Raw genomic sequence first — 21,573 nt, 5'->3', positions numbered from 1 at the left:
GCTCTGGTTAACGAAATCTGGCATTTGTTTTACTTTTCCTGCGCATAAAGTCAAAATTAGGAATTCGTTACGTCCAGACGTGCGGACCGGCGATTATACCCGAATAAAGGACTTTTGATGCTCTTAGCCACGGCTCTGTTAATTATTGGTTTACTTCTGGTGGTCTACAGCGCCGACCGCCTCGTGTATTCCGCCTCCATTCTGTGCCGTGCTTTAGGTGTCCCCCCCCTGATTATAGGTATAACCGTTGTCAGCATCGGTACCTCACTGCCGGAAATCATCGTCTCCGCGGCCGCCTCGCTGCACGGGCAGGTCGATCTGGCCATCGGCACCGCCGTCGGCTCTAATATCGTCAACATTCTGCTCATTCTTGGGCTCACCGCCCTGTTCCACCCATTTACCGTGCATTCTGATATTCTGCGCCGCGAATTACCGCTAATGTTGGTCGTAAGCCTGGTCGCTGGGTATGTTCTGTATGATGGAGAACTGTCTTGGTTTGACGGTGTCTTTTTATTTATTCTGGCCGGATTATGGCTGTTGTTTATCATTAAAATAGCCCGTCTCGCTGAACGTCAGGGTAACGACAAATTTACCCAGGAGCAGTTATCCGAACTGCCGCGCGACGGTTCTCTGCCCGTCGCCTGTTTATGGCTTGGCGTCGCGCTGATTGTCATGCCGATGGCGACCAGAATGGTCATCGATAACGCTACCGTGCTGGCGAACTACTTCGCCATGAGCGAACTGACCATTGGACTAACGGTTATCGCGCTGGGCACCAGCCTGCCAGAGCTGGCAACCGCTATCGCAGGCGTGCGTAAAGGTGAAAACGATATTGCCGTCGGCAACATTATCGGCTCGAACTTCTTTAATATTGCTATCGTACTGGGGATCCCCGCCCTCATCGCGCCGGGAACGTTTAATCCCCTCGCGTTTACCCGTGACTATGGCGTAATGATGCTGGTCAGCGTGGTCTTCGCTCTGCTTTGCTGGCGTCGACGCCAGGTTGGCCGTGTCGCCGGTTTACTGTTAATCAGCGGGTTTGTGTTATGGCTGGTGCTGCTTTACTGGGGCACGCCGCTTTTCATCGATTGAACTGGGATAACATTATGTCGCAAATAGATTTGCCGTCAGATTTCGACTTCCAGCAGGCAGGAAGAGACGTTCTGGCGATTGAACGGGAAGGGCTGGAACAGCTTGATCAATACATTAATCAGGACTTTAGCGAAGCCTGCGAGAAGATCTTCTACTGCACCGGCAAAGTGGTCGTCATGGGAATGGGCAAATCCGGGCATATTGGCCGCAAGATGGCAGCCACCTTCGCCAGCACCGGGACTTCTGCCTTTTTTGTTCACCCTGGTGAGGCAGCACACGGCGATTTAGGCATGGTAACGCCCCAGGATGTGGTGATTGCCCTGTCCAACTCCGGCGAGTCCAATGAAATTCTGGCGCTGATCCCGGTATTAAAACGTCTGCGCGTACCGCTTATCTGTATGACCAGCCGACCAGACAGCAGCATGGGCCGCGCGGCGGATATTCATTTGTGCGTCAAAGTCCCGCGTGAAGCCTGCCCGTTAGGGCTCGCTCCGACGTCCAGCACCACCGCAGCGCTGGTAATGGGCGATGCGCTGGCCGTTGCGTTGCTGAAAGCGCGCGGCTTTACCGCAGAAGATTTTGCGCTCTCCCACCCCGGTGGCGCATTAGGCCGCAAGCTTCTGCTGCGCGTTAACGATATTATGCACACTGGCGATGAGATACCGCACGTCAGCGTTGATGCCTCACTACGAGATGCCCTGCTGGAAATTACCCGTAAAAATCTGGGTATGACGGCCATTTGCGATGACAACATGCAGATCAAAGGTATTTTCACCGACGGCGACCTGCGACGCATCTTCGATACCGGTGCCGATGTGCGCAGCCTCGGCATTGCCGACGTCATGACGCCGGGCGGCATTCGTATTCGCCCCGGCATGCTGGCGGTCGATGCGCTGAACCTGATGCAATCCCGTCATATCACCTGCGTGCTGGTTGCCGATGGCGACCATCTGCTAGGTGTGATACATATGCACGACCTACTGCGCGCAGGCGTAGTGTAATCAAGGATATAAAGAATGAGTAATGCTGTCGCATCGGTCGCCACCTGTTATGGCCCGGTGAGTCCACAATTTATGGCGAAGGCGGAGAAAATCCGTCTGCTTATCCTCGACGTCGACGGGGTGCTTTCTGACGGCCTGATTTACATGGGCAACAGCGGTGAAGAACTCAAAGCGTTTAACGTCCGCGACGGCTATGGCGTACGCTGTGCGCTCACTTCAGATATCGAAGTGGCGATAATTACCGGGCGAAAAGCTAAACTGTTAGAAGACCGATGTGCGACGCTTGGCATCACCCATCTTTACCAGGGGCAGTCAGATAAACTGATCGCCTACCGTGAACTGCTCGCCACGCTGAACCTCCAGCCGGAAGAGGTCGCCTACGTCGGCGACGATCTGATTGACTGGCCGGTGATGGCGGAAATTGGCCTCAGCGTAGCGGTGGCGGATGCACACCCGCTGCTGCTGCCTCGCGCCGACTATGTGACGCGTATTGCAGGCGGCCGCGGAGCCGTTCGTGAAGTCTGCGACCTGCTGCTAATGGCGCAAGGGAAGCTGGAAGAAGCCAAAGGGCAATCGATATGAGTAAAACCAGACGTTGGGTTATCATTGTGCTATCGCTGGTTGCGCTTGTCCTGATCGGCCTGAACCTTGCCGATAAAGACGACAGCAGCCAGGTCGTGATTAACGCAAACGATCCAACCTATAAAAGCGAACATACCGATACCGTGGTGTACAGCCCCGAAGGCGCACTGAGCTACCGGTTAACCGCCGAGCATGTGGAGTATTTTTCCGATCAGGCAATATCGTGGTTTACCCACCCGTTCCTGACCACCTTTGACGCAAATAAAGTACCAACCTGGTCGATTAAAGCCGATAAAGCCAAGCTGACTAACGACCGCATGCTCTATCTCTATGGGCACGTTGAAATCAACGCGCTGACAGAAGACGCACAACTGCGTAAGATTACGACGGATAATGCCCAGGTGAACCTGACGACTCAGGATGTTTCCTCTGACGATCTGGTGACGTTATACGGAACAACATTTAATTCCAGCGGCCTGAAAATGCGCGGCAATTTACGCAGCAAGAACGCCGAGTTGATTGAAAAGGTTAGAACCTCTTATGAAATTCAGAACAAACAAACTCAGCCTTAAGCTGGCACTTGCCGGTTCTTTGCTGGCCGCCAGCCTGCCGGCCATGGCGCTTACTGGCGATACCAATCAGCCGATTCATATTGAATCCGATCAGCAGTCGCTGGATATGCAGGGCAACATCGTCACCTTCACCGGTAACGTCGTGGTGACCCAGGGCAGTATCAAAATCAATGCCGATAAGGTCGTCGTGACTCGTCCAGCGGACCAGAAAGGTAAAGAAGTCATCGACGGCTACGGTAACCCGGCCACCTTCTACCAGATGCAGGACAACGGCAAGCCGGTAAAAGGCCGCGCCTCGAAAATGCATTACGAGCTGGCGAACGACTTCGTCGTACTGACCGGCAATGCTTACCTTGAGCAGCTGGATAGCAACATCAAAGGCGACAAGATCACCTATCTGGTCAAAGAGCAGAAAATGCAGGCGTTTAGCGATAAAGGCAAACGCGTGACCACCGTTCTGGTTCCGTCGCAGCTGCAGGACAAATCCAAAGACCAGGCTCCGGCACAGAAGAAGAGTAACTAATTCGTTATGGCGACATTAACTGCAAAAAATCTGGCAAAGGCCTACAAAGGCCGCCGCGTCGTGGAAGATGTCAGTCTGACCGTGAATTCCGGTGAGATTGTGGGCCTGCTTGGGCCAAACGGCGCGGGCAAAACCACCACCTTCTACATGGTCGTTGGGATCGTGCCGCGCGATGCCGGCAATATCATCATCGACGATGAAGACATCAGCCTGCTGCCGCTGCACGCGCGCGCGCGTCGCGGCATTGGCTATCTGCCGCAGGAAGCCTCGATTTTCCGTCGTCTAAGCGTCTATGACAACCTGATGGCGGTGCTGCAGATCCGTGACGATCTGAGCAACGAACAGCGCGAAGACCGCGCCAAAGAGCTGATGGAAGAGTTTCACATCGAGCATCTGCGCGATAGCCTGGGCCAGGCGCTTTCCGGCGGTGAACGTCGCCGCGTTGAAATCGCCCGTGCGCTGGCGGCAAACCCGAAATTTATCCTGCTGGATGAACCGTTTGCCGGCGTTGACCCGATCTCCGTTATCGATATCAAACGCATCATCGAACACCTCCGTGACAGCGGCCTTGGCGTGCTTATCACCGACCACAACGTACGTGAAACACTGGCCGTATGTGAACGCGCCTATATCGTCAGCCAGGGGCACCTGATTGCCCACGGCACCCCGCAGGAGATCCTACAAGACGAACATGTTAAACGCGTGTATCTTGGGGAAGACTTCAGACTCTGATAGGGTAGTGGTTTACGACGTTAGCGGGAGATATTCGTTCTGAACATGAAGCAAGGTTTGCAATTAAGGCTCAGCCAACAGCTTGCCATGACGCCACAGCTGCAGCAGGCAATCCGTCTGTTGCAACTGTCTACGCTGGAACTTCAGCAGGAACTCCAGCAAGCGCTGGAGAGCAACCCCCTGCTTGAGCAAACCGATCTTCACGAAGAAGTTGAGACCCAGGAAACCGTCGATAACGAAACGCTGGACAGCGTCGACGCGCTGGAAAAGCCCGATATGCCCGAAGAGCTGCCGCTCGACGCCAGCTGGGATGAAATCTACACCGCCGGAACACCTTCCGGAACCGGGGCTGATTATCAGGACGATGAACTGCCGGTGTATCAGGGCGAAACCACCCAGTCACTGCAAGATTATCTGATGTGGCAGGTTGAGCTAACGCCGTTTACCGATACCGACCGGGCCATTGCGACCTCGATTGTCGACGCGGTAGACGATACCGGCTATCTCACCGTCACGGTGGAAGACATACATGAAGGCATCGGCGATGACGAGATTGGTCTCGATGAAGTGGAAGCCGTGCTCAAACGGATCCAACGGTTCGATCCGGTCGGCGTCGCCGCTAAAGATCTCCGTGATTGCCTGCTGATCCAACTCTCTCAGTTCTCTCCTACTACGCCGCGCATCGACGAAGCCCGCCTGATTATCAGCGATCATCTCGATCTGCTCGCTAATCATGACTTCCGCTCGCTGATGCGCGTCACGCGTCTGAAAGAAGACGTGTTGAAAGAGGCGGTGGATCTGATCCAATCATTGGATCCGCGCCCAGGTCAATCGATCCAGACCGGCGAGCCGGAGTATGTGATCCCTGACGTGCTGGTGCGCAAGGTGAACGGCCGCTGGGCCGTTGAATTGAACGCCGACAGCATCCCGCGTCTGCAAATCAACCAGCACTACGCGGGCATGTGTAACAACGCCCGTAATGACGCCGACAGCCAGTTTATCCGCAGCAACCTGCAGGATGCGAAGTGGCTGATTAAGAGTCTTGAGAGCCGTAATGATACGCTACTGCGGGTAAGCCGCTGCATCGTCGAGCAACAGCAGGCCTTTTTCGATCTCGGCGAAGAGTATATGAAACCGATGGTGCTGGCGGACATCGCCCAGACCGTCGAAATGCACGAGTCCACGATTTCGCGTGTTACCACGCAAAAGTATTTGCATAGCCCACGAGGCATTTTCGAGCTTAAGTATTTCTTTTCCAGTCACGTCAGCACCGAGGGCGGTGGCGAAGCTTCGTCCACGGCGATTCGCGCGCTGGTTAAGAAATTAATTGCCGCGGAGAACCCCGCAAAACCACTGAGCGACAGTAAACTGACCACCATGCTCTCTGAACAGGGTATCATGGTGGCACGGCGTACCGTTGCAAAGTACCGAGAGTCTTTATCCATTCCGCCGTCTAACCAGCGTAAACAACTGGTCTGACACAACTGATAAGGAAGACACTATGCAGCTCAACATCACTGGACACAACGTCGAAATTACCGATGCGATGCGCGAATTTGTGAATGCGAAATTCGTTAAGCTCGAACAGTATTTCGAGAGGATCAATCAGGTCTACATTGTGTTAAAGGTGGAGAAATTGACGCACATCTCGGACGCCACATTGCACGTTAACGGAGGCGAACTTCATGCCAGCGCGGAAGGGCAGGATATGTACGCCGCCATCGACGGTTTGATTGATAAACTGGCGAGACAGTTAAACAAGCATAAAGATAAACTAAAACAACATTGATTGTCCGAGCAGTCGCCCGATATGCCCGCATACCGGGCGATGCTTAGGTGAAATTATGACAAATAACGATTCGGCTCTTCAACTGAGCAATGTCCTTAACCAGGAATGTACCCGCAGTGCTGTGCACTGTCAGAGTAAAAAACGCGCGCTGGAAATCATCAGCGAACTGGCGGCAAAACAGCTGAGCCTACCTCCGCAGGTTGTCTTTGAGGCAATTTTGACCCGCGAGAAGATGGGCAGTACCGGTATTGGTAACGGTATCGCTATTCCTCACGGCAAGCTGGAAGAAGATACGCTGCGCGCGGTTGGCGTGTTTGTGCAGCTGGAAACCCCGATCGCCTTCGACGCCATCGACAATCAGCCCGTCGATTTACTCTTTGCGCTCCTGGTGCCGGCAGACCAGACCAAAACCCACCTGCATACGCTTTCTCTGGTGGCAAAACGCCTGGCGGATAAAACCATTTGCCGTCGTCTGCGTGCTGCGCAGAGCGACGAAGAGCTGTATCAAATCATCACCGATACGGAAACCCACGATGATGCATAATGGACATCACGTCGTACTGAGGAGAAACGGTACATGGTACTGATGATCGTCAGCGGCCGCTCAGGCTCCGGAAAATCGGTCGCCCTGCGCGCGCTGGAAGATATGGGCTTTTACTGCGTCGATAACCTGCCGGTCGTGCTGCTGCCAGAATTGGCAAAAACGCTTGCCGACCGTGAGATATCCGCCGCCGTCAGCATTGACGTGCGTAACATGCCCGAATCACCGGAAATCTTTGAGCGGGCAATGGAAAACCTGCCGGATAACTTCTCCCCGCAGCTGTTGTTCCTTGATGCCGATCGCAACACCCTGATTCGCCGCTACAGCGATACCCGCCGTCTGCACCCACTCTCCAGTAAGAATCTGTCGCTGGAAAGCGCCATTGATGAAGAGAGTAACCTGCTGGAACCGCTGCGCTCTCGCGCCGACCTTATCGTCGACACCTCCGAAATGTCAGTTCATGAACTGGCCGAGATGCTGCGTACTCGCCTGCTGGGTAAACGCGAGCGTGAGCTGACGATGGTATTCGAATCCTTTGGCTTCAAGCACGGCATTCCTATCGATGCTGACTACGTTTTTGACGTACGCTTCCTGCCAAACCCGCACTGGGATCCTAAGCTGCGTCCGATGACTGGCCTGGATAAACCGGTCGCCGCGTTCCTCGACAGGCACACGGAAGTTCACAATTTTATCTATCAAACGCGCAGCTATCTTGAGCTATGGTTACCTATGCTGGAAACCAACAACCGTAGCTATCTGACCGTTGCTATCGGTTGTACTGGCGGTAAACACCGTTCGGTCTACGTTGCCGAACAGCTGGCTGACTACTTCCGATCGCGCGGTAAGAACGTGCAGTCTCGTCACCGGACGCTGGAAAAACGCAAATCATGACCGTAAAGCAGACCGTTGAGATAACCAACAAGCTGGGCATGCACGCTCGCCCGGCGATGAAGTTGTTTGAGCTGATGCAGCATTTCGACGCAGAAGTTCTGCTGCGTAACGATGAAGGGACCGAAGCGGAGGCAAATAGCGTGATTGCGCTGCTGATGCTGGACTCAGCCAAGGGTCGCCAGATTGAAGTCGAAGCCACCGGGCCGCAGGAAGAAGAAGCACTGGCCGCGGTGATTGCGCTGTTTAACGCCGGGTTCGACGAAGACTAGTCTCGTAGGCCGGATAAGGCGTTTACGCCGCCATCCGGCGATACAGCGGCGCCTTACAATGCCTGATGGCGCTACGCTTATCAGGCCTACAAAATTCACCGCAACCTGCGGTTAATACAGCTTATTCTCCCGCATAAACCCTTCCCCGCCCAGTTGACGCATCTGACGTAATATCCACGCCTGGCGACTACGCACATACCCTGACGGCGCGCTGGCTTTAAAACGGAGCGGGTTCGGCAACACGGCGGCCAGCAGTGCGGCTTCGGCCATCGTCAACCTGCTCGCGGGCTTGTGGAAATAGCGTTGAGACGCGGCTTCCACGCCAAAAATACCGTCACCGAATTCAGCAATGTTCAGGTACACGGTCAGGATGCGTTTCTTACTCCAGACTGTTTCCATGCCCAGCGTCAGACCCGCTTCCAGCCCTTTACGCACCCAGCTACGGCCATCCCACAAGAACAGGTTTTTCGCCGTTTGCTGCGAGAGCGTAGAAGCTCCGCGGATACGGTTTTCATTGCGCTCGTTGTGCGCCAGCGCTTTCTCAATCGCCGAGACGTCAAACCCCCAATGATCCGGGAATTTTTGGTCTTCAGCGGCAATCACCGCCAGCCCCATAAACGGCGAGATAGCATCCATGCTGACCCAATCAGAGTGTGCCACGTAGCCAAAGTCGCCCGTCATCCAGGCGCCAAGCTGACGCTCAATCATCACTGCGGAAAATGGAACCGGCAAAAAACTGAACGCGGCGATGCCGCCGCCCCAGAAAAGCGCCAGCAACAGCAACAGTCGCCAGAACAATTGTTTTAGCCCCGCTACTTTCCTTAAAGCCATCTTCTTCACGCTAACTCTCTGACGCCGATTAATATTTCTGATTAAGTCGTTATGCTTCACACATTTTACTGATTCACGTAACAAACATTTTAAGTTTTGCTATCTTATTGAGCGTGCAATCGTATTTCAGGTTGTGTCATCAACAAAAAACAAGCTAATCATCTGACGCAGCCACCAGTTCCCTGGTGTTGGCGCAGTATTCGCGCACCCCGGTCTAGCCGGGGTCATTTTTTATCAGCGTTCGCCACCCAGGCTTTTAATACCGCGACATCCTGCTGCCACTCGGATTTCATTTCCTCAACCCATTCACCGACGTTATCCCACCAGGCCGGAAGGTCGGGAGACTGGATCTGTTGCCCCAGCTGTTGCAGGTGACGCAAGCCGACGGAACCGGCCGCGCCTTTAATCTTATGACCTTCTTCAACAATGCCTTTCTGGTCGCGCGCGGTCAGGTTCGATTCCAGTACCGCGAGGTAGCCCGGCATCATTTTCTCGAAGACCGCCAGACCGTCGGTAATCAGCTTCGGCCCAACCAGTTCGAGGTACTGCTCCAGCATCGGAATATCCAGTAGCTGCTGCGATTTGCTGCTTTCAACAGGGGTCACGGTACTCTCCTCTTCGTCTTCAACGGTATCCCAGAACTTCTTGATCATCGCGGTCAGGGCCGGTACCGAGAGCGGTTTACTCAGCACATCGTCCATCCCGGCTTCCAGATACTCTTTCTTATCTTTCAGTACGTTAGCCGTCAGCGCAACCAGCGGAGGCAGGTCGTCGGCGTGGTATTTACGCGTCAGTTCGCGGGAGATATCCAACCCCGTCATATCCGGCAGTTGGATATCCAGCAGCACCAGGTCATATTCGCCCGGCGTAAACATCTCCAGCGCATCTTTGCCGGTCATGGCGACATCCACGCTGTTGCCCAGTTTCTCTAGCACCGAACGGGCGACAATCACGTTCAATTCAATGTCTTCCACCAGCAGGACGTGCAGCGCAGGCAGCGGCATTTCATCGTCCTCAAACGCATCTTCAACCTCTTCCGCCACCGCTGGTGCATGCACCGTCAAGGTGAAGGTCGCGCCGTGTCCGGCCTGGCTTGAGACTTCAATATCACCGCCCATGCTTTTCGCCAGACGACGAGAGACCGCGAGGCCAATGCCGGTCCCGGTGGCAGGTTTACCGCCCTGGCTGTCTTTAACCTGATAATACATGGCGAAGATTTTATCCTGCTCTTCCTGCGGGATACCGATACCGGAGTCTTCGACTTCAAAGTGAAGCATATCGCCTGCGTCATAGCGTACGCGCACCGTCACGCTGCCCTTCTGGGTAAACTTCACGGCGTTGCTGATAAGGTTCCACAGGATCTGGCGCAGTCGGGTGCCGTCGGTAATCACCTTATGCGGCAGCGGTAACGTTGGCTCCATCACGAAGCGCAGACCTTTTTGCTGCGCCTGCAGACCGGAGAGGTTTTCCAGGTCGGCCAGGAAACCTGTGAAATCGACCGGCTGGTTATCCAACTGGACTTTGCGACGTTCCATTTTGTCCATATCGATAATATCGTTGAAGATATTACCCAGCGTGACCGCCGAGACATGGATGGTTTTCAGGTATTTTTCTTGTTCAGCCGTCAGGTTGGTGTCGAGCAGAATGCGGCTTAAGCCGACGATGCCATTCAGCGGCGTACGCAGCTCATGGCTGATGGTAGAAATAAAGGTAGTCTTATCGCGGCTGGCACGCTCAAGCGCATCCTGATAGCGCTTACGCTCGGTAATATCGCGGCCAAAGCCCATCAGGCCGTGGCGTTTACCCACGCGGTCGTAATACGGCACTTTACGAATCTCGAAGCAGGCTTTGCGTCCGTCGGGATAATCAAGCCACTGTTCGTAGGTGAGCGAGACGTTGTGGCGGAAGACTTTTTCATCGGTTTCAATGACTTTCGCCGCTGCTTCAGGCGCATAAACCTCTTCCGGGTGCAGGTGAATCAACTGCTTCTCGCTTTTGCCGGTCAGCAATTCCATCGCCCGGTTACAGCCGGAGAACTCTTTATCTTCATTGCGATAGAAAACCAAATCCGGAGAAGCATCAAGGAAAGAGCGCAGGAAGGAGGATTGTTGCTCGAGGCGGATCTGCGTTTCTTCGCGCTCCTGTACCTCAATTCGCAACTGCTCTAGCGTCGCAAGGCGCTCGGCCTCGGCTTTTTCGCGATCGCTAATCTCCTGATTGAGCTGCGAAATATTGTCTTTGAGCTGGACGTTCAGCTTGAGGTCGCGCTCGCGCATCTCTTCAAGCTTCTCCACCAACCGGGAGAGACGTTGTCGTGACTCTTCAAGCTGTTCAACCACGACCGAAAGGAAGTAGACCGCCCAGGGCGTAATCAGCAAACCAAAGAAGATAGAACGGATAACATCAATGCTTTCAACCTGGCCGTGCAGCACCATGGTTACCGCCATTTGTACCACAATGGCCAACACCACCAGCGCCAGCGCCAACAGCATGGAGAAACGTACCAGACCCAGCTTCATCATCAGGTCGACGTAATACTGCGCCAGCATACGAATTTGCTTCATAAGGGATTCCTTAACGACAACGTCGTTCAATAATACCCAATTCTGAGCGTGGCGCGGTAGGTTGTGCGAAAAATGCGGGGATTATCTGCTAATTGGGCCACGGAGCCATTCCCGGCGGCGCTTCGCTTGGCCGGGCTACACGGCTACATTGCCGTTGTAGGCCGGATAAGGCAGCGCCGCCATCCGGCAATGGGCGCTATGGCTGCACCCACGGAGTGCCCAGCGCCGAGCCCTGCACGCCATGTTCGTTCAGGTACTTATCCAGCTCGACCATTCCTGTCCAGCGGTTCTCACACCACAGCGGAGCCAGCAGCGTCGGGCGACGTGCGCTGGCGGAGATGCGATGATAAATCACCTCCGGCGGCGTATGGCGAATCATCTCGCCCGCGGTTACCGTATAGTCGTCCAGCTCAAGACCGTTCAGGCGCCCGGCTTCCCAGGATTTGGCCATGATGCTGCCGGTAACAATATGCAGCGGATGCAGCTTAATGCCGTCAACACCGGTTTCAACCACCTGCTGGAGCGTCTCCAGGCATTCGCTCTGCCCTTCGCCCGGCAGGCCGACAATCAGGTGGCTACATACCTTCAGCCCGCGTTCGCGCGCCAGACGTGTGGTGTTCTGATAGCAGGCGAAATCATGGCCACGGTTAATCCGGTGCAGCGTTTTATCGTGCGCCGTTTGCAGGCCGAGCTCCAGCCACACTTCATAGCCCTGCTCGTGGTACTCACTTAGCAGGTCGAGTACCGCCTCCGGCACGCAGTCCGGGCGCGTGCCAACGCACAGCCCAACAATATTTGCCTGGCTTACCGCCTGTTGATACATCGAACGCAGCACCTGCACTTCGGCAAAGGTGCTGGTATAGGCCTGGAAATAGGCCAGATAGCGTTTTGCGCGGTTCACCAGCTGCGCCTGATGCGCCAGCTGCTCGGCAATCGACTTATGCTGCTGCTCTTCATCGGCAAACGAGGCGACATTACAGAACGTACAGCCGCCGCGGCCGATGGTGCCATCGCGGTTTGGGCAGCTAAATCCACCATGCAGCGTCAGTTTATGAACCTTTTCGCCATAACGGCGCGTAAGATCCCCACCAAACATATTGACTAATTTTTGTAACTGCATAATCTGATAGACCGGCCTGAAGAAAGGGGCCAAGCCTGCCACTTTTAGTCTCGATCGGCGATGACCTGGATCAATCGCCATGTAGACCTTTTATCTCATTGCATAACAAATCAAAATAACTGCAATTTCATTCAAAGCCGTATAGATTATTTTTACTTATGTTCAGCGGCTAATTTGCAATAATCTATCTGCCGTTGAAAAACAGAGTGATCCTATACCCCCACACTCCATGCCAGCATTAAATGCTACTTATTGCAGAATAAACAGTGCATGACGATTAAAACAGCGCTTTCAGATAGTGAGACAGATCACACTCGTGAATCCCCTTCAGCGCGGTTAACGTCAGTCTAAAATGTCATATTTTTCTTATATATCATTGCGTTAATTGCTCTATAGCACATTTCTGTATAAATAAGATTGCCATTTGACCTATGTATCGATTCCCGATAAGTTGGGAATCCGCTGGAAGCTTTCTGGATGAGCAGTCTGCTCATCATATTTATGCAGTAATTGAGATTCCCTCTTAAGCAAGTCCTCAAACTTGTGCGACCTACGCGAAAAGGATAAAAGAGGGCGAATGCGAGGTTAGGCAGATGAATGCCATACCCCGTCGCCATGCTCTTGCTGTGCCTTGCGCGCAATCGATTAAGGGGGCGTCCCGTAGAGCCTGGGGAGGTTCACTGATATGTTGTACGATAAATCCCTTGAGAGGGATAACTGTGGTTTCGGCCTGATCGCCCACATAGAAGGCGAACCTAGCCACAAGGTAGTGCGTACCGCGATACACGCACTGGCCCGAATGCAGCACCGCGGCGCAATACTCGCCGATGGTAAAACCGGTGACGGTTGTGGCCTGCTGCTGCAAAAACCTGACCGTTTCTTTCGCATCGTCGCCGAAGAGCGCGGCTGGCGCTTAGCGAAAAACTATGCCGTTGGGATGCTGTTCCTGAATAAGGATCCTGAACTGGCTGCGGCGTCTCGCCGTGTTGTAGAAGAAGAACTGCAGCGTGAAACCCTGTCTATCGTCGGCTGGCGCGACGTGCCAACCAATGAAGGCGTGCTGGGTGAGATCGCCCTCTCCTCTCTGCCTCGCATTGAACAAATTTTCGTTAACGCCCCTGCGGGCTGGCGTCCACGCGATATGGAACGCCGTCTGTTTATCGCCCGTCGCCGTATCGAAAAACGCCTCCAGGAAGATAAAGACTTCTACGTTTGTAGCCTGTCGAACCTGGTCAACATCTATAAAGGTCTGTGTATGCCGGCGGATTTGCCGCGCTTCTACCTGGACCTCGCGGACCTGCGTCTGGAGTCGGCCATCTGCCTGTTCCACCAGCGCTTCTCCACCAACACCGTTCCACGCTGGCCGCTGGCTCAGCCGTTCCGCTACCTGGCGCACAACGGCGAAATCAACACCATCACCGGTAACCGCCAGTGGGCACGCGCGCGTACCTATAAGTTCCAGACCCCGCTAATCCCGGATCTGCACGACGCTGCGCCTTTCGTTAACGAAACCGGCTCCGACTCCAGCTCCATGGATAACATGCTTGAGCTGCTGCTGGCAGGCGGGATGGACATCATTCGCGCCATGCGTCTGCTGGTACCACCGGCCTGGCAGAATAACCCGGATATGGACCCGGACCTGCGTTCGTTCTTCGACTTTAACTCCATGCACATGGAGCCGTGGGACGGCCCGGCAGGTATCGTCATGTCTGACGGTCGCTATGCCGCCTGTAACCTCGACCGTAACGGTCTGCGCCCGGCGCGCTACGTCATCACCAAAGACAAGCTCATCACCTGCGCTTCTGAAGTCGGTATCTGGGATTACCAGCCTGACGAAGTGGTTGAAAAAGGCCGTGTAGGCCCAGGCGAGCTGATGGTTATCGACACCCGCAGTGGCCGCATTCTGCACTCTGCTGAAACCGACAACGATCTGAAAAGCCGCCACCCGTACAAAGAGTGGATGGAGAAAAACGTTCGCCGCCTGGTGCCGTTTGAAGATCTGGCCGATGACCGTGTTGGCAGCCGCGAGCTGGACGACGATACGCTTGCCAGCTATCAGAAACAGTTTAACTACAGCGCCGAAGAGCTGGATTCCGTTATCCGCGTGCTCGGCGAAAATGGCCAGGAAGCGGTCGGCTCAATGGGTGACGATACCCCGTTTGCCGTGCTCTCCAGCCAGCCGCGTATTATTTACGACTATTTCCGTCAGCAGTTTGCGCAGGTGACCAACCCGCCAATCGACCCGCTGCGTGAAGCGCACGTGATGTCGCTGGCGACCAGCATCGGCCGTGAAATGAACGTCTTCTGCGAAGCGGAAGGCCAGGCGCACCGTCTGAGCTTCAAATCACCGATTCTGCTGTACTCCGATTTCAATCAGCTCACCACGATGAAAGAGGAGCACTACCGCGCCGATACGCTGGATATCACCTTCGATGTGACGGAAACCAACCTTGAAGAGACGGTGAAAGCGCTGTGCGACAAAGCCGAAGAGATGGTACGCAGTGGTACCGTTTTGCTGGTGCTTTCTGACCGTAACATCGCCAAAAATCGTCTGCCGGTACCGGCACCGATGGCGGTAGGCGCCATTCAGGCTCGTCTGGTTGATAAGAGCCTGCGCTGCGATGCCAACATCATCGTCGAAACCGCCAGCGCCCGCGACCCGCACCACTTCGCGGTACTGCTCGGCTTTGGCGCCACGGCAATCTACCCGTACCTGGCTTATGAAACCCTGGGACGTCTGATTGATACGCATGCTATCGAGAAAGACTACCGCACGGTGATGCTGAACTACCGTAACGGCATCAACAAAGGCCTGTACAAGATCATGTCCAAAATGGGCATCTCGACCATCGCGTCCTATCGCTGCTCCAAGCTGTTTGAAGCCGTGGGTCTGCACGATGACGTGGTTGAGAACTGCTTCCAGGGCGTGGTTAGCCGCATCGGCGGTGCATCGTTCGACGACTTCCAGCAGGACCTGCTGAACCTGTCGAAACGTGCCTGGCTGGCGCGTAAACCGCTGGATCAGGGCGGCCTGCTCAAATACGTTCACGGCGGCGAATATCACGCTTATAACCCGGACGTGGTGCGCACCCTGCAACAGGCAGTACAGAGCGGTGAGTACAGCGATTACAAAGAATATGCAGAGCTGGTGAACAACCGTCCTGCGGCAACACTGCGCGATCTGCTGGCGATCACCCCGAACGGGGAAACCGTCAACCTGGCCGACGTTGAACCAGCAAGCGACCTGTTCAAACGTTTCGACACCGCAGCGATGTCTATCGGCGCACTGAGCCCGGAAGCACACGAAGCGCTGGCTGAAGCGATGAACAGCATCGGCGGTAACTCGAACTCCGGCGAAGGCGGCGAAGACCCGGCGCGTTACGGTACCAACAAAGTATCGCGCATTAAGCAGGTGGCTTCCGGTCGCTTTGGCGTGACCCCAGCGTATCTGGTTAACGCCGACGTGATTCAGATTAAAGTTGCCCAGGGCGCGAAGCCAGGCGAAGGCGGTCAGTTGCCGGGTGATAAAGTCACCCCGTACATCGCCAAACTGCGCTATTCCGTACCGGGCGTGACGCTGATTTCTCCGCCACCGCACCACGATATTTACTCTATCGAGGATCTGGCGCAGCTGATTTTCGACCTGAAACAGGTCAACCCGAAAGCGATGATCTCCGTGAAGCTGGTTTCCGAACCGGGCGTCGGCACTATCGCCACGGGGGTAGCGAAAGCTTACGCTGACCTGATTACCATCGCTGGCTATGACGGCGGCACCGGCGCAAGCCCGCTGTCTTCCGTCAAATATGCGGGCTGCCCGTGGGAACTGGGCCTGGTGGAAACCCAGCAGGCGCTGGTCGCTAACGGTCTGCGTCACAAGATTCGTCTGCAGGTAGACGGCGGCCTGAAAACCGGCGTCGACATTATTAAAGCGGCGATCCTCGGCGCGGAAAGCTTCGGCTTCGGCACCGGTCCAATGGTCGCGCTGGGCTGTAAATACCTGCGTATTTGCCACCTGAACAACTGTGCAACCGGTGTTGCAACTCAGGATGACAAACTGCGTAAGAACCACTATCACGGCCTGCCGTTCAAAGTGACTAACTACTTTGAATTTATCGCCCGTGAAGTGCGCGAGCTGATGGCCGAGTTGGGCGTAACCCGCCTCGTAGACCTGATTGGCCGCACCGACCTGCTCAAAGAGCTGGATGGTTTCACCGCCAAGCAGCAGAAGCTGGAGCTATCTCGTTTGCTGGAAACCGCCGAGCCGCACCCAGGTAAAGCGCTGTACTGCACCGAGAACAACCCGCCGTTTGATAACGGCGTGCTGAACGCACAGCTGCTACAGCAGGCGAAACCGTTTGTTGATGACCGCCAGAGCAAAACCTTCTGGTTCGACATCCGCAACACCGACCGCTCCGTAGGGGCCTCGCTGTCTGGCTATATTGCCCAGACGCACGGCGACCAGGGACTGGCATCGGATCCGATTAAAGCGCACTTCAGCGGCACCGCAGGTCAGAGCTTCGGCGTGTGGAACGCAGGCGGCGTTGAGCTGTACCTAACCGGCGATGCCAACGACTACGTCGGTAAAGGTATGGCGGGTGGTCTGCTGGCGATTCGTCCTCCGGTGGGTTCTTCCTTCCGCAGCCATGAAGCGAGCATTATCGGTAACACCTGCCTGTACGGTGCGACCGGCGGTCGTCTGTACGCCGCAGGGCGTGCGGGTGAACGTTTCGGCGTACGTAACTCCGGGGCGATTACCGTGGTGGAAGGTATTGGCGACAACGGCTGTGAATACATGACCGGCGGCATCGTCTGCGTGCTGGGCAAAACGGGCGTTAACTTCGGCGCCGGTATGACGGGCGGCTTCGCCTACGTACTGGATGAAGACGGTGATTTCCGTAAACGCGTGAACCCGGAACTGGTGGAAGTGCTGGATGTCGACTCGCTGGCGATTCATGAAGAGCACCTGCGCGGTCTGATTACCGAACATGTGCAGTTAACCGGTTCTTCCCGCGGCGAAGAGATCCTGGCGCACTGGCCGTCTTACTCCGCGAAGTTCGCGCTGGTTAAGCCGAAGTCCAGTGATGTGAAAGCCCTGTTGGGTCACCGTAGTCGTAGCGCAGCTGAGCTGCGTGTGCAGGCGCAGTAAGAGGTCATCATGAGTCAGAACGTTTATCAATTTATCGACCTGCAGCGCGTTGATCCGCCAAAGAAACCGCTGAAGATCCGCAAGATCGAATTTATTGAGATCTACGAGCCGTTTTCCGAAGGACAGGCCAAAGCACAGGCAGACCGCTGCCTGTCCTGCGGTAACCCTTACTGCGAGTGGAAATGTCCGGTACATAACTACATCCCGAACTGGCTGAAGCTCGCCAACGAGGGACGTATTTTTGAGGCAGCCGAGCTGTCGCACCAGACCAACACCCTGCCGGAAGTTTGCGGGCGCGTTTGCCCGCAGGACCGCCTGTGCGAAGGTTCATGTACGCTGAACGACGAGTTCGGCGCAGTGACCATCGGCAACATCGAACGCTATATCAACGATAAAGCGTTCGAGATGGGCTGGCGTCCAGACCTGACCGGCGTGAAGCAAACCGGCAAAAAAGTCGCCATCATCGGTGCGGGCCCTGCGGGCCTGGCATGCGCCGACGTGCTGACCCGTAACGGCGTGAAGGCTGTGGTCTTTGACCGTCACCCTGAAATCGGCGGTCTGCTGACCTTCGGTATCCCGGCCTTCAAGCTGGAAAAAGAGGTGATGACCCGCCGCCGTGAAATCTTCACAGGCATGGGCATTGAGTTCAAACTCAACGTCGAAGTGGGCCGTGATGTGCAACTGGACGACCTGCTGAAGGATTACGACGCCGTCTTCCTCGGCGTGGGCACCTATCAGTCCATGCGCGGCGGCCTGGAGAACGAAGACGCGTCCGGCGTATTCGACGCTCTGCCATTCCTGATTGCCAACACCAAGCAGATTATGGGCTTTGGTGAAACCGCCGAAGAACCGTACGTCAGCATGGAAGGCAAGCGCGTGGTGGTACTGGGCGGCGGTGATACCGCGATGGACTGCGTGCGCACCTCCATTCGTCAGAATGCGGCTCACGTTATCTGTGCTTATCGTCGTGACGAAGAGAACATGCCAGGTTCGAAACGCGAAGTGAAAAACGCGCGTGAAGAAGGCGTGGAATTCCAGTTCAACATCCAGCCGCTGGGCATTGAAGTGAATGCTAATGGCAAAGTGAGCGGCGTGAAGATGGCGCGTACCGAAATGGGCCAGCCGGATGCGAAAGGCCGCCGTCGCGCGGAAATTGTCGCCGGCTCCGAGCATGTCATCCCGGCCGATGCCGTCGTGATGGCGTTTGGCTTCCGTCCACACAGCATGGAATGGCTGGCGAAACACAGCGTTGAGCTGGACTCTCAGGGCCGCATCATTGCGCCCGAAGGTCACGAAAATGCCTTCCAGACCAGCAACCCGAAAATCTTCGCCGGTGGTGACATCGTGCGCGGTTCGGATCTGGTGGTGACAGCGATTGCCGAAGGCCGTAAGGCGGCTGACGGGATTATGAACTGGCTGGAAGTGTAAGAAGACTCTTCTATGGCCCCTGTCCACATTTGCAGACAGGGGCTTTTTTCTTCGTATATCCCCGCCATTCTTTGAAAGCTACTCGCAATTCAGACTGCAAGTCTTTGTAATTATTAGAACGCGGATTGATCACTTCAGCGCCCGGGCGTATTGATAGCGGCAAAATTTCACATTGCGACTATCACTACAGGGATGAAATATGAACACGCCGACGTCACCTCAAAACGCAGATGATTATCAGCAGATCCATGACGGTATTATTCATCTGGTCGATTGCGCACGAACTGAAATAGTTCGCAGCGTTAACGCACTCATGACCGCGACATACTGGGAAATTGGCCGACGCATTGTCGAATTTGAGCAAGGCGGTGAAACCAGAGCGGCTTATGGTGAACAGCTCATTGATCGTTTATCGCAGGATTTAAGCCAAAGGTATAAACGCGGTTTTTCTACAAGAATCCTGTGGCAAATACGCAATTTTTACATTTGTTTTCAACACATTGAAATTCCGCAGACAGTGTCTGCAGAATCTCAATATCTCATACAGCTGGCCAAGTTTTTCCCACTTCCCTGGTCTGCATACGTCCGCCTCCTGTCGGTTAAAAGTCCCGATGCGCGCAGCTTTTACGAGAAAGAGACGCTGCGTTGTGGCTGGTCGGTGCGGCAGTTAGACAGGCAAATTGCCACACAATTTTACGAGCGGATACTGCTGTCCCGCGATAAAACGGCCATGCTACAACAGAGTGCGCCCGCCACCGCCGAGGTGGCGCCAGAGCAGGCAATACGCGACCCGTTCATTCTGGAATTTCTGGACCTGAAAGACGAGTATTCAGAGTCCGATCTTGAAGAGGCCCTGCTCAACCATCTGATGGATTTTATGCTGGAACTCGGTGATGATTTTGCATTTGTAGGCCGTCAGCGTCGCTTGCGGATTGACGACAGCTGGTTTCGCATCGACCTGCTATTTTTCCACCGGAAATTACGCTGTCTGTTGGTTATCGACCTGAAAGTAGGCAAATTCAGCTATGCCGATGCAGGACAAATGAATATGTACCTGAACTATGCGAAAGAGCACTGGACTATGCCGGGAGAGAACCCGCCCGTGGGGTTAATCTTGTGCGCGGCGAAAGGGGCTGGGGAAGCGCACTATTCATTGAATGGTTTACCCAATACCGTGATGGCAAGCGAATACAGAGTACAGCTGCCTGATGAAAAGCGGCTGGCAGATGAGCTGATTCGCTCACAAAAGGCATTGGCCGCGCAGGGTAACTTATTATCAAACTGACATAACAAAACAGGCCCCAAAGGGCCTGTTCTCATCTTACTTCACAACGCGCAGCGCCGGTCGCCCACCGCGAGGCGGTGGCGGCGTATCATCCGGATCGTTGTCATCGCTAATATCAGGCTTATCGCCATCAATCACCGACATCACCGTTTCGCTTCCACCGTTATCCACGGCTTCATCGTCGTTGAAGCTGTCCGCATTCTCATCGTACGCGGCTTCAGGTTCGAACATGGTTCCAGCGCCGTTTTCACGGGCATAGATAGCCAGCACGGCAGCCAGCGGCACATTAACCTGACGCGGTACGCCGCCAAAGCGCGCGTTAAAGCGCACTTCATCGTTGGCCAGTTCAAGATTGCCCACCGCGCGTGGCGCGATATTCAATACGATCTGTCCATCGCGCGCGTACTCCATTGGTACGTTCACGCCTGGCATCATGACATCGACCACCAGATGCGGCGTCAGCTGGTTATCCAGCAGCCACTCGTAGAACGCACGCAGCAGGTACGGGCGGCGTGGAGAAAGCTGTGAAACTTCCATTCAATTAACCCCGGCCAAGGCGCATTTCGCGCTCGGCTTCCGTTAAAGAGGCGAGGAAAGAATCACGTTCGAAGACGCGAGTCATATAGCCTTTCAGCTCTTTCGCACCGGCACCAACCAGCTCGATACCCATGACAGGCAAGCGCCACAGCAGTGGAGCCAGGTAGCAATCGACAATACTGAACTCGTCGCTCAGGAAAAATGGCTTCTGAGTGAAGACCGGCGCAATCGCCAGCAGCTCTTCACGCAGTTGCTTACGTGCAGCATCCGCCTGAGCAGCAGAACCGTTCATCACGGTGTTCATCAGTGAGTACCAGTCTTTTTCGATGCGGTGCATGTACAGACGGCTTTCACCGCGTGCGACCGGGTAGACAGGCATCAGCGGCGGATGAGGGAAACGCTCATCCAGGTATTCCATAATGATGCGTGACTCCCACAGAGTCAGTTCACGATCCACCAGTGTCGGTACGCTTTGATTCGGGTTGAGGTCAATCAGATCCTGCGGTGGATTGTCCTTTTCCACATGCTCTATCTCAAAGCTGACGCCTTTCTCAGCCAGCACGATGCGGACCTGATGGCTATAGATGTCAGTAGGACCAGAAAACAGCGTCATTACCGAACGTTTGTTGGCAGCGACAGCCATGAAAACCTCCAGGTATATTCAGAATTT

General features: G+C 54.9%; 19 protein-coding genes. 14 read left to right on the top strand and 5 right to left on the bottom strand.

Annotated features, from left to right (window positions below):
* Nucleotides 1–117: 117 nt before the first annotated feature.
* From RDN66_RS22575 to npr, 11 genes are read left to right on the top strand one after another with little or no spacing between them, the layout of a single operon-like run.
* Nucleotides 118–1,092, top strand: a complete 975-nt coding sequence (locus RDN66_RS22575; RefSeq protein WP_202217107.1) for a calcium/sodium antiporter — start codon at nucleotides 118–120, stop codon at nucleotides 1,090–1,092.
* Nucleotides 1,093–1,106: 14 nt separating this feature from the next.
* Nucleotides 1,107–2,093 (top strand): arabinose-5-phosphate isomerase KdsD, encoded by a 987-nt coding sequence (gene kdsD / locus RDN66_RS22570; protein WP_035891159.1) that lies wholly within the window; start codon nucleotides 1,107–1,109, stop codon nucleotides 2,091–2,093.
* Between the two features lie 15 nt (nucleotides 2,094–2,108).
* The gene (gene kdsC / locus RDN66_RS22565; protein ID WP_035891161.1) at nucleotides 2,109–2,675 is read left to right on the top strand and encodes a 3-deoxy-manno-octulosonate-8-phosphatase KdsC; all 567 of its coding nucleotides are present in this window, start codon (nucleotides 2,109–2,111) and stop codon (nucleotides 2,673–2,675) included.
* Nucleotides 2,672–3,247, top strand: coding sequence for an LPS export ABC transporter periplasmic protein LptC (lptC, locus tag RDN66_RS22560; protein WP_035891163.1), 576 nt, complete (start codon nucleotides 2,672–2,674; stop codon nucleotides 3,245–3,247). Before kdsC ends, lptC begins: the two co-directional genes overlap by 4 nt.
* Nucleotides 3,216–3,770: a lipopolysaccharide ABC transporter substrate-binding protein LptA gene (lptA, locus tag RDN66_RS22555; RefSeq protein ID WP_035891165.1), complete on the top strand. Its 555-nt coding sequence runs from the start codon at nucleotides 3,216–3,218 to the stop codon at nucleotides 3,768–3,770. The genes lptC and lptA overlap by 32 nt, the downstream gene beginning before the upstream one ends.
* 6 nt (nucleotides 3,771–3,776) lie before the next feature.
* Nucleotides 3,777–4,502: an LPS export ABC transporter ATP-binding protein gene (lptB, locus tag RDN66_RS22550; protein ID WP_035891167.1), complete on the top strand. Its 726-nt coding sequence runs from the start codon at nucleotides 3,777–3,779 to the stop codon at nucleotides 4,500–4,502.
* Nucleotides 4,503–4,547: 45 nt separating this feature from the next.
* On the top strand, nucleotides 4,548–5,981 hold the full coding sequence (gene rpoN, locus RDN66_RS22545) for an RNA polymerase factor sigma-54 (RefSeq protein ID WP_035891169.1): 1,434 nt from the start codon (nucleotides 4,548–4,550) through the stop codon (nucleotides 5,979–5,981).
* A gap of 22 nt (nucleotides 5,982–6,003) precedes the next feature.
* On the top strand, nucleotides 6,004–6,291 hold the full coding sequence (gene hpf, locus RDN66_RS22540) for a ribosome hibernation promoting factor (protein WP_035891170.1): 288 nt from the start codon (nucleotides 6,004–6,006) through the stop codon (nucleotides 6,289–6,291).
* A gap of 55 nt (nucleotides 6,292–6,346) precedes the next feature.
* Nucleotides 6,347–6,835 (top strand): PTS IIA-like nitrogen regulatory protein PtsN, encoded by a 489-nt coding sequence (gene ptsN, locus RDN66_RS22535; RefSeq protein WP_035891171.1) that lies wholly within the window; start codon nucleotides 6,347–6,349, stop codon nucleotides 6,833–6,835.
* Between the two features lie 33 nt (nucleotides 6,836–6,868).
* Nucleotides 6,869–7,723 carry an RNase adapter RapZ gene (gene rapZ / locus RDN66_RS22530; RefSeq protein WP_035891172.1) on the top strand — a complete coding sequence of 285 codons (855 nt, stop codon included), beginning with the start codon at nucleotides 6,869–6,871 and terminating at the stop codon, nucleotides 7,721–7,723.
* The gene (gene npr, locus RDN66_RS22525; protein WP_035891174.1) at nucleotides 7,720–7,992 is read left to right on the top strand and encodes a PTS phosphocarrier protein NPr; all 273 of its coding nucleotides are present in this window, start codon (nucleotides 7,720–7,722) and stop codon (nucleotides 7,990–7,992) included. Before rapZ ends, npr begins: the two co-directional genes overlap by 4 nt.
* 111 nt (nucleotides 7,993–8,103) lie before the next feature.
* Here npr and mtgA read toward each other — a convergent pair whose 3' ends face one another.
* The 3 genes from mtgA to RDN66_RS22510 form a co-directional block, all read right to left on the bottom strand.
* Complete coding sequence (gene mtgA / locus RDN66_RS22520) at nucleotides 8,104–8,823, bottom strand: monofunctional biosynthetic peptidoglycan transglycosylase (protein ID WP_202217106.1); 720 nt, start codon at nucleotides 8,821–8,823, stop codon at nucleotides 8,104–8,106.
* Between the two features lie 224 nt (nucleotides 8,824–9,047).
* Nucleotides 9,048–11,387, bottom strand: coding sequence for an aerobic respiration two-component sensor histidine kinase ArcB (arcB, locus tag RDN66_RS22515; protein ID WP_035891177.1), 2,340 nt, complete (start codon nucleotides 11,385–11,387; stop codon nucleotides 9,048–9,050).
* Nucleotides 11,388–11,583: 196 nt separating this feature from the next.
* The gene (locus tag RDN66_RS22510; RefSeq protein ID WP_202217105.1) at nucleotides 11,584–12,507 is read right to left on the bottom strand and encodes a TIGR01212 family radical SAM protein; all 924 of its coding nucleotides are present in this window, start codon (nucleotides 12,505–12,507) and stop codon (nucleotides 11,584–11,586) included.
* 685 nt (nucleotides 12,508–13,192) lie between these two features.
* Here RDN66_RS22510 and gltB point away from each other — a divergent pair.
* From gltB to RDN66_RS22495, 3 genes are all read left to right on the top strand, one after another.
* A complete protein-coding gene (gene gltB, locus RDN66_RS22505) occupies nucleotides 13,193–17,653 on the top strand; it encodes a glutamate synthase large subunit (protein WP_202217104.1) in 4,461 nt (1,486 codons plus the stop codon).
* A 9-nt stretch (nucleotides 17,654–17,662) separates the two neighbouring features.
* Nucleotides 17,663–19,081 carry a glutamate synthase subunit GltD gene (gene gltD, locus RDN66_RS22500; RefSeq protein WP_035891183.1) on the top strand — a complete coding sequence of 473 codons (1,419 nt, stop codon included), beginning with the start codon at nucleotides 17,663–17,665 and terminating at the stop codon, nucleotides 19,079–19,081.
* A 199-nt stretch (nucleotides 19,082–19,280) separates the two neighbouring features.
* Complete coding sequence (locus tag RDN66_RS22495; protein WP_202217103.1) at nucleotides 19,281–20,366, top strand: YhcG family protein; 1,086 nt, start codon at nucleotides 19,281–19,283, stop codon at nucleotides 20,364–20,366.
* 36 nt (nucleotides 20,367–20,402) lie between these two features.
* Here the strand turns inward: RDN66_RS22495 and sspB are convergent, their stop codons facing one another.
* Nucleotides 20,403–20,903 carry a ClpXP protease specificity-enhancing factor gene (gene sspB, locus RDN66_RS22490; protein WP_035891185.1) on the bottom strand — a complete coding sequence of 167 codons (501 nt, stop codon included), beginning with the start codon at nucleotides 20,901–20,903 and terminating at the stop codon, nucleotides 20,403–20,405.
* A 4-nt stretch (nucleotides 20,904–20,907) separates the two neighbouring features.
* Nucleotides 20,908–21,546, bottom strand: coding sequence for a stringent starvation protein SspA (gene sspA / locus RDN66_RS22485; protein WP_185667785.1), 639 nt, complete (start codon nucleotides 21,544–21,546; stop codon nucleotides 20,908–20,910).
* Nucleotides 21,547–21,573 lie beyond the last annotated feature (27 nt).

The sequence above is a fragment of the uncultured Kluyvera sp. genome (genome assembly GCF_902485085.1).
Classification (GTDB): Bacteria; Pseudomonadota; Gammaproteobacteria; order Enterobacterales; family Enterobacteriaceae; genus Kluyvera; species Kluyvera ascorbata.
This window is presented reverse-complemented; position numbering and strand designations above follow the sequence as displayed.